This is a genomic window from Pseudomonas sp. BJa5 (assembly GCF_030272875.2).
In the GTDB taxonomy this organism is placed as follows: domain Bacteria; phylum Pseudomonadota; class Gammaproteobacteria; order Pseudomonadales; family Pseudomonadaceae; genus Aquipseudomonas.
The window spans coordinates 155,881-167,115 of record NZ_JALRNG020000006.1 but is presented as its reverse complement, the minus strand read 5'-3'; the positions used below and the strand labels follow the sequence as shown (position 1 = coordinate 167,115).

Genomic DNA, 11,235 nt, shown 5'->3' with positions numbered 1-11,235 from the left:
GCCTGGCTGCAGGGCTGGCTGGAGTCGGCGCTGTTCAAGGCGATCATGGCCCGGTGACAAGCGGGACCTGTGGCAACAGTGAAATCTGTAGGAGCAACTGTCTTTGTGGGAGCTGGCGAAGCCTGCGATCGAGTGCGCAGCACTCGCCAGTCCTGAGTCGCCAGTGCTGACCTCATCGCAGGCTTCGCCAGCTCCCACAGTCATGCAGTCATGCAGTCATCACAAGTACATTTCACAGCGCCAGGATCGGCGACGAATAGAGAAACAGCAGTACCGCCACGAGACGCCAGACCATGCTTGATCCCCTGATCGAGAAGAGTCAAAAAATTAGCGTCAAATTCAATCACATGGCGATGTGCTATTACCAGCATTTTCAGCGTTTTCAGTGCTGCGACTTGTGGTCCAGCGCAGCATGGAAGTGGGCACTCTGTTGCAGGTATTTCTGGGTATAGCTCTGGGTGGAGGATTTACGTTCGCTGATTTCAACCTGAGCGTGAGCAGGCAGGGCAACCGAAGCAGAAATGGCAGAAGCGGCGATGACTGGAAAGAGATTGAAGTTCATGGCGCTGACCTCGAAGTCTGTGGTTTGGAGTGGCCGTTGCCGGCCGTGGTCCAAACTTACGCCGCCAGGGCGATGCACAGAAATTCATTGCAGCAGTAGCCATTATCACGGCCATCGATAGTCAGTCGATGAACTTCAGGTCCGATGGCGCCGCCTGGGGCAGCTTCTGCACCGTCTCGCCGAGCATGCCGCTACGCGGATCACGGCGGATCACCACGATTTCGTTGCTCTTCTGGTTGGCCACCAACAGGAACTTGCCAGACGGATCGAGGGTGAATTCCCGCGGGTGATCCCCCTCGACACTGCGCTGCTGCACCTTCATCAGCTTGCCGTTGTCATCGTCCACGGCGAACACCAGGATCTCGTTGGCGGTCCCCCGGTTGCTGACATACAGGAAGCGGCCATCGGCCGACAGGTGCAAGGCCCCGGCCGCCTTGGCCGCTGCATCGTTCTGCTCGGTCAGCGGCAGGCGCTGGCGTTCGGTCAACTTGCCGTCCTCGTGTCCGAAGACAACCACCTGCGCGCTCATTTCCAGGGTCAGGTAGGCCTGCTTGCCATCGCTGCTGAACAGCAAATGACGCGGCCCGCTGCCCGGTGGCAGGTCGATCGACGGGGGCTGCGCCGGGCTCAGCGGATGCTTGGGGCTGGCACCGTCGTAGCGGTAGATGAACACCTTGTCGGCGCCCAGGTCGCTGGCGAAAACATAGTGCCCGTCGGGCGATGACACCACCGAATGCACATGGGGCCCGGCCTGGCGCTGCGGGTTGGCGCCACTGGCCTTGTGCCGGTCCTGTTGCACCGATGCCTGCAACTTGCCGGTCTTGTCGACCGGCAACACGCTCAGGCTGCCGCCCGGGTCCGGCTGCACGCCGTAGTTGGCGACGAACAGGTAGCGCTGGTCGTGGCTGAGGCTGGCATGGGTCGGCTCGTCGCCAGAGGTGCCGACCTGGTTGAGCGGCTTGAGCGTACCGTCCTTGGCGCTGACGGCGAAGCTGCTGGCCTGGCCCTTGCCCGCACCGTTCTCGTTGACCGCGAACAACTGGCGCTGGTCCACCGACAGGGTCAGCCAGGACGGGTTGTCGCTCTTGAGCACCTGCAACGGCGTGGCCCCGATCTGCCCGCTGTCGCTGTTGAACGCGTAACGATAAAGCCCTTCGCTGGCGCCATCGGTGTAGCTGCCCACCAGCAGTTGCGCACCGTGGGCGGAGGCAAACACACTCATGGCACTAGCGATCAGCAGGCTCGTCAGTTGGCGTTTCATCGTCATCCTCGTCCGCGGCGCGAAAGGCACTCATACAGACTAGTCGATGCTCGGTGCTGTCGGCAGCGATCAGCCAGTCCTCGCCCTCGGCGCGGGCGGCGGCGATCTGCTCGGGAGTGAAGGACCACTTCTTCAGGGTCCGGCCGTCCATGGACTCGATGTGCAGGCCGGTTTCGTCGAAGGTGAAGTCGAAGGCGTGCAGGCCGTCGACCAGGAGCATGTCGCAGGACTGCAGGGCTTGGGAAAGGGTTGTCATTGCGCGGGTATCGTCAAGGTAAAGCAAACATGATACCTGAAAGCATCGCGGGGCAAGCCCGCTCCTACAGGTATCACCGGACCTGTAGGAGCGGGCTTGCCCCGCGATCCAAACGACTTGATCGATCAGTGAGCGAAGATAGACCCACCCTCCTTGCCCACCATTTTCTCCGGCTTGATCAGGAACCGCGCCAGGGCCGGCAGCAGCCACAAGGCACCGAACATGTTCCACAGCAGCATGAAGGTCAGCATCAGGCCCATGTCGGCCTGGAACTTGATCGCCGAGAAGATCCAGGTGCACACGCCGATCGCCAGGCACAGACCGGTGAACAGCACCGCCTTGCCGGTAGACTTGAGCGTCTGGTAGTAGGCCTCCTGCAACGGCAGGCCGGCACGCAGGAAGCTTTCCAGGCGGCTGTAGATGTAGATGCCGTAATCCACGCCGATACCCACGCCCAGCGCCACCACCGGCAGGGTCGCCACCTTGACGCCGATGCCCATGAAGGCCATCAGGGCGTTGCCCAGCACCGAGGTCAGCACCAGCGGCAGGACGATGCACAGGGTCGCGGCAAAGGAGCGGAAGGTGATCATGCACATCACCGCCACGCAGATATACACCAGGATCAGGATGGTCAGTTCGGCCGACTTGATCACTTCGTTGGTGGCCGCCTCGATACCGGCGTTACCCGCTGCCAGGAGGAACTCCAGGCCTTCCTTGTTATGAGTGTCGGCGAATTCCTGCACCGCCTTGACCGCACGGTCGAGGGTCTCGGCCTTGTGGTCGTTGAGGAAGATCAGCACCGGCGCCAGCGAGCAGTCGGCGTTGTACAGGCCATCGGCTCGGGCAATCGAGCTGTTGAGCACGTCCGGGTTGCGCGACAGACTTTCCCACTTCAGGTTGCCTTCGTTCATGCCCTTGATCATCTGCTTGGACACAGTGACCAGGGAAATCGCCGACTGCACGCCCGGGGTGTTCTCCATCTTCCACATCAGCTCGTCGATCGGCGCCATGGTCGAGTGGATCGAGCAGCCCTCGGTCGGGGTCTTGACCATCACCACCAGCACGTCGGAACTGGTCGAGTAGTTGTTGATGATGAAGCTGTTGTCCTGGTTGTAGCGCGAGTCCGGACGCAGCTCCGGCGCGCCCTGGTCGAGGTCGCCGATCTTCAGGTTCTGGCTGTACCAGAGGCCGCCACCGAAGGCCAGCAAGGCCAGGACGATGGACACCGGTGCCACCTTGGCGCTGGCGAAGTTGGACAGCAGGCGCCAGAACGGATGTTCGCGGGTCGCGTCTTTCTTGCTGCGCTCGATGGCCTTCTTGCTGATGCCGACATAGGAAATCGCCACCGGCAGCAGGATCAGGTTGGTGAACACGATCACCGCCACACCGATGGAGGCGCCAATGGCCAGTTCACGGATCACACCGATGTCGATGATCAGCAGGGTGATGAAGCCCACGGCATCGGCGAGGATGGCGATCATCCCCGGCAGGAACAGCTGGCGGAAGGTACGCCGTGCCGCGGTCAGGGCATTGTCGGCGTCGCTCGATTGCAGGGCGATACCGTTGATCTTCTGCACGCCGTGGGAAATACCGATGGCGAAAATCAGGAACGGCACCAGCATCGAGTACGGGTCGAGCCCGAAGCCCACCGCGTGCATCAGTCCCAGTTGCCAGACCACCGCCACCAGGGTGGTGATCAGCACGGCGATGGTGCTGCGGATGCACCAGGTGAACCAGTAGAGCAGGATCCAGGTGATCACCAGGGCGATACCGAAGAACATCGCCACCATGATCAGGCCGTCGATCAGGTCACCGACCTTCTTGGCGAAACCGACGATATGCACCTTCACATTGGGGTTCTGGGCCTGGAATTTTTCGCGGATCTTCTCTTCCAGCTGGTGCGAGAACTGCTGGTAGTCGAGCTTGATCAGCTTGCCCTGGTCCTGCGGGTCCGGGTAGGACTCCAGCAGCGGCACGTCGATGATGCTCGACTTGAAGTTGTTGGCCACCAGGCGCCCGACCTGCCCCGACTTGAGCACGTTGTTGCGCAGCTGGTCGAGGCTGTCGGCGGAACCGTCGTAGGTGTTGGGGATCACCTCGCCACCGGCGAAGCCTTCTTCGGTCACCTCGGTCCAGCGCACGCTGGGGCTCCACAGCGACTTCAGGCCCGAGCGGTCGACGCCGGGAATGTAGAACACCTCGTCGTGGACCTGACGCAGGGTCTCCATGTAGTCCTTGCTGAAGATGTCGCCATCGGTGGCTTCCACCGAGATGCGCACGGTGTTGCCGAGGTTGGCCAGGTCATTGCGGTGTTCGAGCATCTTCTCGATGAAGGGGTGCTCGAGCGGGATCATTTTCTCGAAGCTGGTCGAAGGACGGATCTGCGTGGCCTGCCAGAACAGGAACACACTGACCAGCAGGCAGATGAGGATCACCACCGGGCGGTTGTTGAAGATCAGGCGTTCGAGCAGCGTCGCCTTGTCCTGATGGTGGTGCTGCTGATTCATGTTGAACTGCTCCTGCTGGCTCATGGCTGCACTCCTTCGGCGCCCTGGGCCGTCGCCAGGTGGATGCCGCCCTGGCCGACCAGGACCAGCCCCCCTTTGTCCTGCCCGCTGACACCCGTCAGGGCGATACGGTCGGATCGGTTGAAGACACTGAACGTCTGGCCGTCGTCGCTGCTGCGCAGGACGCTGCCGCCATTGCCGACCAGGACCAGGCTGCCATCATCGAGAAGCGTAGCGCTTGCCAGGCCGAATTCGAGGGCACCGCGGGCGGCTTTCAATTCGATCTGTTGCCAGTTATCGCCAAAATCCGCGGAACGGTAGAGATTGCCGCGCAGCCCGTAGGCCAGCAGCGTGCGTGGCTGGGCGGTGCCGATCACGCCGAACAGCGAGCCCTGGTAAGGGCCTTCGAGTTTCTCCCAGGTCTGGCCGTCGTCGCTGGAGCGGAACATGCTGCCCTGCTCGCCGACGATGAACAGGCCGGCGTCCTTGATGGCGGCAATGCCGTTGAGGTGGAACTGGTCTTCGTTGTCCAGGCGCTCGCCGACGTCAGTCCAGTGCTTGCCACCGTCGGTGGTTTCCAGCAGCGCGCCATAGGCGCCCACGGCAAAGCCCTGCTGCGCGTCCTTGAACCAGACATCGAGCAGCGGCGCTTCGCGCTTGAGGTCTTCGAACTGCTTGCTCCAGGTCACGCCGCCGTCGCTGCTGGCGAGGATCTGCGCGTCGTGGCCGACGGCCCAGCCCTGCTTGTCATCGACGAAATACACCGCCGTGAGCAATTGCCGGGTCGGCACCTTGGCCTGGGTCCAGGTCTGGCCCTGGTCATCGGAGAAGAGGATATGGCCGCGATCGCCGACGGCGACCAGGCGTTTGCCGGCGTGGGTCACGTCCAGCAGCAGACTGTGCTCGGCCTTGGCCGATTCGGTGGAATAGACCGGGGTCTCGGCGCTGGCCGCCTCGATCGTGTTGGCCCACAGCCCCATTGACAGCACCAGCAACCCGCTGGCGGCCAATGCCCATGGGCGAGCGCGCGCGGCGCCGCCGGTACCTGCCATGTAAGGCACGGTCATAGATCTGTCCCCCGGTTTTTTGTTATTTGGGTCAATCTATTTGCAGGTACTGCGAAAAACCGTGTTCCAGAGCCCCGCAAAAGCTTAGAGCCATCCTATCGGGGTTGGTTGAGGGCTGACAACGAACGGGACGTTATCTTTTGTTAAGCGGGAACTGATCGCGGGGCAAGCCCGCTCCCACAGCACCTGTGGGAGCGGGCTTGCCCCGCGATGAGGCCGTCAGTCATGGCGCTCTTCGATGATCACCCGATAGAGCCCATCCGAGTAGGTGCGGGTCTGCTCACCCTTGGCATCGGTGGCAGTCTGTCCGGCCTGTTGCCCGCTTTCGCTGGCCAGCGGGTAGGTGTAGTGGCGACTGGTCTCATTGCTGGTGCCAGGGGCGACGGTTTCTTCGATGACCCGGCCCAGGGCATCGTAGCAGGTCATTATTTCGACGTCGTTGCTGTCACGTTCGGACAGCACGTCGCCGGTCAGTAGCGAGTGCTCCTGGGGGATGGCCCTGCCCATGCAGTTCAAGTCAGTGCTCAAGGTGCGCAAGACGCGGTCGCCTTGTACCGCACGCTCTTCTACGAGCAGGTGGAAGCGGTTGAAGGTGCGGGTAATGGTGCGCCCCTCGTTGCTGCCGATCATCTGGCATTCGGTGCTGGTGTAGGTGTAGGACGTGGGCACCTGGTCAAGGTTGTCCAGGGCATCGTCGCGCCAGTCCAGGCCGGATCCGTAGCCGAGAAAATTGTGATCGTCGCTGCCATAGCTGTAGCGGGTTTCCACATTGGTCTGGCCGTTGCCGGGTACCAGCCGGTGGCTGCTGACCCGTGGCAGCGGAGCACGGCCGGGAACGGGGTGCAACTGTCCCTGACTGTGGTAGTCGATGTATTCGGTGACACCGGTGGGGGTGCGCACTTCGGTCAGGCACAGTAGCCCGGAATCGTTGACGTTCTGGTAGCTGAAGCACCAGTTGGCATGGTTGTCGGGGGGCAGGCTGAGGCGTTCGACGCGGTTTTCCGCGCCCACGAGCTGCAGGCAGTAGAGTGCCTGGGACGGGCTGTCAGGGTAGACGATGACCTCCACCCGGGTGCTGCTGCGGCTGACCTTAAGCAGTACCGAGCCATCGGCCTGGCGGATCTCGCTCAGGTGCCGGGTGTTGCGAAAACTCACGTAATGCAAGCTGATGCCATGCCCCTGGGACGAGAACATCTGCACCGGCAGGGCCAAACGTTCGCTATCGCCGCCGAGCTGGAGGACTTCCACCAGGCCGCTGCGGTGGGTGATGCGGTAGCACTCGCTGCCCAGGTCGACGAAGCGAAAGCTCGATGGCTTGCGTTCCTCGACCTCCAGCTCGGAGCCGGCGCCGGAGACCTTGAAGCTTTCGCCGCTGTGCAAGGTGAGGATGCCACTGACCGGGTCGAACTGCGACAGTTGCAGGTTCCAGCCATGGCCGTAACCGCTGTCGGCGTTGTTGAGTGGATTGAAGGCCAGTTGCAGGGGCAGGACCGGGCCGCATCGGTCGTTGCAGTCAAGTTCGGGCAGACTCATGACCAGGGTATACAAGCCGGTACGCGGGTCGACGCCGCTCTGCAGGTGGCTGAGGAAGTTGAAAGCGTTGGAGTGCACGGAAGTGGAGGTGGTCATGATGGAACTCCATGTCGGAACCCCATCCAAGTTAGCAGCAATGAATTCTTTGAATAACTAGCAATTCTGATAGGGCTTCGCACAGGCAACTGCGATAAGCCCTTGGGCGTCGGCGGGGAAATGATCGCGGGGCAAGCCCGCTCCCACAGGTGCTGTGGGAGCGGGCTTGCCCCGCGATGAGGCCATCAGGCCAGGCTCTTGCTCACCACTTCATACACATCGCTGGACAGCGCGCCGGAGGCAAGGATGCGCTCCAGCTCGCCCTTCATCAGCGCCTGGCGGGCGCCATCGTACTTGCGCCAGCGGGTCAGTGGCGCCAGCTGGCGCGAGGCGATCTGCGGGTTGAGGGCGTTGAGCTCGATCACCAGGTCCGCCAGGAAGCGATAGCCGGAGCCATCGGCCGCATGGAAGTTGACCAGGTTCTGCCCGGCGAAGGCACCGATCAGGGCACGCACCTTGTTCGGGTTCTTCAGGGTGAACGCCGGGTGCTGCATCAATGCCTTGACCCGGGCCAGGCCGCCCGGCAGGGTGCTGGCCGCCTGCACGCTGAACCACTGGTCCATGACCAGCGGGTTGTCCTTGAAGTGCTCGGCGAAGGTCGCCAGCGCCTTGGCCCGCTCGGCCTCGAACGGCGAGTTGACCAGCACGGCCAGCGCAGTCAGGCGCTCGGTCATGTTGTCGCAGGCGTCGAACTGCTCCAGGGTCGCTTCCAGCACCTGCGGCTTGCCGCTCTGCATCAGGTACGACAGGGCGATGTTCTGCAGGCTGCGGCGGGCGAAGTGCTCGGCTTCGGCCACGTAGGCGGTCTTGCGCGAGACCTCGCGGTTGGCCGTGTAACGGGCCAGCAGCGCCTCGAACAGCTGATCGGCGATCTGCTGGCGGGCGAACTCGCGGGCGGCGTGGATGGCGTCCACGTCGGCCACTTCGCTGATCTCGGTGAGGTAGGCCTCACCCGGCAGCGACAGCATCTCGGCGACCATGGCCGGGTCCAGCGCGTCATTGCCCAGCACGGTACCCAGGGCGGTGATCAGGCGCTGGTCGAGCACCAGTGCCTCGCCGCGCTGATGCTGGCCGATCAGTTCCTGCAGCACCTGCACCGACAGTTGCTGCCCCGCTTCCCAGCGGTTGAAACCATCGCTGTCATGCTGCATGAGGAACATCAGCTGGTCGCGATCGTAAGGGAAGCTCAGCTTGACCGGTGCACTGAAACCACGCAGCAGCGACGGCAGCGGTTTGCCGGCGATGTCGACGAAGGTGAAGGTCTGCTCGGCCTCGGTCACCGACAGCACCCGCGAGGTGCCGGCCGCGGCCGCTTCGCCTTGCAGGCGCAGGGCGATGTCGTTGCCCTGAGCGTCGAGCAGGCCCAGCTCCACCGGGATCACGAATGGCTTTTTCTCGACCTTGTCGGGGGTCGCCGGGTAGCTCTGGCGGAAGGTCAGGCTGTAGGTCTGCGCGGCGGCATCATAGTGCTCGCTGACCGCCAGGCGTGGGGTGCCGGCCTGGCTGTACCAGCGCTTGAACTGGCTCAGGTCGACGCCATTGGCATCTTCCATGGCCTTGATGAAGTCGTCGCAGGTCACCGCCTGGCCGTCGTGGCGCTCGAAGTACAGGTCGCTGCCCTTGCGGAAACCCTCGGCCCCCAGCAGGGTGCGAACCATGCGCACCACTTCCGAGCCCTTCTCGTAGACGGTCAGGGTGTAGAAGTTGGAAATCTCGATGAAGCTGTCCGGGCGCACGGCGTGGGCCATGGGGCCGGCATCTTCGGCGAACTGGTGGGTACGCAGGTAGGCCACGTCCTCGATGCGCTTGACCGTGCGCGAGTTCATGTCGGCGCTGAACTCCGAGTCGCGGAACACCGTGAAGCCTTCCTTGAGCGACAGCTGGAACCAGTCGCGGCAGGTCACGCGGTTGCCCGACCAGTTGTGGAAGTATTCGTGGGCGACCACCGCCTCGACCCGCTGGTGCGCGGCATCGGTGGCAGTTTCGGCGCGGGCCAGCACGCAACTGGAGTTGAAGATGTTCAGGCCCTTGTTTTCCATGGCGCCCATGTTGAAGTCGTTGACCGCGACGATCATGAAGATGTCCAGGTCGTACTCGCGACCGTAGACCTCTTCGTCCCAGCGCATGGACTTCTTCAGGCTGGTCATGGCGTGCTGGCACTTGTCGATGTTTTCCGGCTCGACATAGATGCGCAGGGTCACGTCACGGCCCGACTGGCGGGTGAAGGTGTCTTCGACGCACCACAGGTCACCGGCTACCAGGGCGAACAGGTAGGCCGGCTTCATGAACGGATCTTCCCAGGTCGCCCAGTGCCGACCGTCGTCCTGCGGACCGCTGCCGACCGGATTGCCGTTGGACAGCAGCACCGGGTAGCGATGCTGCTCGGCGATCACCGTGGTGGTGAACTTGCTCATCACATCCGGGCGATCGAGGTAATAGGTGATCTTGCGAAAACCCTCGGCCTCGCACTGGGTGCAGAACATGCTACCGGACTTGTACAGGCCTTCCAGGGCGGTATTGCTCTCCGGGTGGATGCGCACGCTGCTGTCGAGGGTGAAACGCTCGGCCTTGGGCTGCAGGGTCAGGTGGCTGTCGCTCAGCTGATAGTCGCCTGGCGCCAGGGCCTGGTCGTCGAGGGCGACGCTCAGAAGCTCGAGCTGCTGGCCGTCGAGCACCAGCGGCGGCAGGCCCGGGCCACGTGCAGGGTTGCGGCGCATGACCAGCTGGGCGTGGACCAGGCTGTGGTCCTCGAACAGTTCGAAGGTCAGGTGCGTCTCGTCGATCAGGTACTCGGGGGCCTGATAGTCCTTGAGGTAGATCACTTGCGGCTGTTCGGTACGCATGTGGCGGTCCTTTTACTGATGCACGGCGAGCTGGTACGCCGTGTACTTGCGAATATTGATCACGCCGGTGTCGAAGATCAGGTACTGGCCCTTGATCCCCAGCAGCGTGCCTTCGGCCACCGGGTTCTTGTCCAGGTTGAAGCTGACGATCTTGCTCGGGTAGGCCTGGACCGGGTAACGGATCTCCAGCACCTGGGCATCGCTCACCGGCTGCACGGCCTGCAGGCCGAAACGCGCCTGCAAGGCGGCGAGGCCCTCGGCGCAGCTGTCGAACAGTTGCTCGCGCACCGCGACCAGGTCGACCGCCTCGGCATCGCCCTTGAGCAGCGCGCGCCAGTTGGTGCGATCGGCCACCTGGCTGCGGAACAGGTCTTCGACCAGCCCGGATTGCTGGCGGGTGGCGACCCGCACGATCGGCAGGGCCTGGCTGGCCCCCTGGTCGAGCCAGCGGGTGGGCAACTGGCTGGCGCGGGTGATGCCGACCTTGATACCCGAGGAATTGGCCAGGTAGACCACATGGTCGGTCATGCAGAACTGCTCGCCCCAGGCAGGCTCACGGCAGGTGCCCTGGTCGTAGTGGCATTTTTCCGGAGCCATGATGCAGGCATCGCACTGGGCCAGCTTGGTCATGCACGGGTAGCAGTAACCCTGGCTGAAGCTGGTCTTGGTCTTGCGTCCGCAGTGGATGCAGTGGATGGCGCCGAGGTATTCCAAGCGCAGGGTCTTGCCGATCAGCGGATTGACCGGCACCTCCTGCTCGCCCAGGCGAAAAGCGTACTGCACCACCGGCGCGTCGAGGCGCGCCGACATTTTACTGATGGAGCCGCGGCCGAGTTCGATCAATGGATCGCATCCGACTTGAACAGGATGTTCGCGACCGGTGCCGACTTCGAGGCGCACTCCTGCGGCCCCATGTAGCCGGTGCGCTGGTCTTCTGGCAGGTTCTGCATTTCCCAGGCGATCACCGCCTGCAGCGACAGTTCCTTCTGCTCGGTGGTGAGCTTGCGCCCGTCCGCCCATTTACCCAGCTCCACCGCCAGTTTCAGGCTCTGGTAGATCTCCGGGGTGATGTTTTCGATCATTTGCGCAAAAGTGGACATAGCGTCTCCC

9 protein-coding genes are annotated in these 11,235 nt (G+C 63.0%); all 9 read right to left on the bottom strand.

Going from position 1 to position 11,235, the window contains the following annotated elements:
* Positions 1 to 382: 382 nt before the first annotated feature.
* The 9 genes from M2D63_RS05650 to M2D63_RS05610 all read right to left on the bottom strand — a co-directional run bounded on the left by M2D63_RS05650 (position 383) and on the right by M2D63_RS05610 (position 11,225).
* The gene (locus M2D63_RS05650; protein WP_285861826.1) at positions 383 to 562 is read right to left on the bottom strand and encodes a hypothetical protein; all 180 of its coding nucleotides are present in this window, start codon (positions 560 to 562) and stop codon (positions 383 to 385) included.
* 121 nt (positions 563 to 683) lie between these two features.
* Positions 684 to 1,823: a lactonase family protein gene (locus M2D63_RS05645; RefSeq protein WP_285861824.1), complete on the bottom strand. Its 1,140-nt coding sequence runs from the start codon at positions 1,821 to 1,823 to the stop codon at positions 684 to 686.
* A complete protein-coding gene (locus M2D63_RS05640) occupies positions 1,789 to 2,079 on the bottom strand; it encodes a DUF5629 family protein (RefSeq protein WP_285861823.1) in 291 nt (96 codons plus the stop codon). Before M2D63_RS05640 ends, M2D63_RS05645 begins: the two co-directional genes overlap by 35 nt.
* 125 nt (positions 2,080 to 2,204) lie before the next feature.
* A complete protein-coding gene (locus M2D63_RS05635; protein ID WP_285861834.1) occupies positions 2,205 to 4,586 on the bottom strand; it encodes an RND family transporter in 2,382 nt (793 codons plus the stop codon).
* A gap of 20 nt (positions 4,587 to 4,606) precedes the next feature.
* Positions 4,607 to 5,653 (bottom strand): YCF48-related protein, encoded by a 1,047-nt coding sequence (locus M2D63_RS05630; protein ID WP_285861822.1) that lies wholly within the window; start codon positions 5,651 to 5,653, stop codon positions 4,607 to 4,609.
* A gap of 219 nt (positions 5,654 to 5,872) precedes the next feature.
* On the bottom strand, positions 5,873 to 7,282 hold the full coding sequence (locus M2D63_RS05625; RefSeq protein ID WP_285861821.1) for a hypothetical protein: 1,410 nt from the start codon (positions 7,280 to 7,282) through the stop codon (positions 5,873 to 5,875).
* A gap of 185 nt (positions 7,283 to 7,467) precedes the next feature.
* Positions 7,468 to 10,125 carry an aminopeptidase N gene (gene pepN, locus M2D63_RS05620; RefSeq protein ID WP_285861820.1) on the bottom strand — a complete coding sequence of 886 codons (2,658 nt, stop codon included), beginning with the start codon at positions 10,123 to 10,125 and terminating at the stop codon, positions 7,468 to 7,470.
* A 12-nt stretch (positions 10,126 to 10,137) separates the two neighbouring features.
* Positions 10,138 to 10,968, bottom strand: coding sequence for a DUF2797 domain-containing protein (locus tag M2D63_RS05615; RefSeq protein WP_285861819.1), 831 nt, complete (start codon positions 10,966 to 10,968; stop codon positions 10,138 to 10,140).
* Positions 10,965 to 11,225 carry a YeaC family protein gene (locus M2D63_RS05610; protein WP_285861818.1) on the bottom strand — a complete coding sequence of 87 codons (261 nt, stop codon included), beginning with the start codon at positions 11,223 to 11,225 and terminating at the stop codon, positions 10,965 to 10,967. Before M2D63_RS05610 ends, M2D63_RS05615 begins: the two co-directional genes overlap by 4 nt.
* Between the last annotated feature and the right edge of the window lie 10 nt (positions 11,226 to 11,235).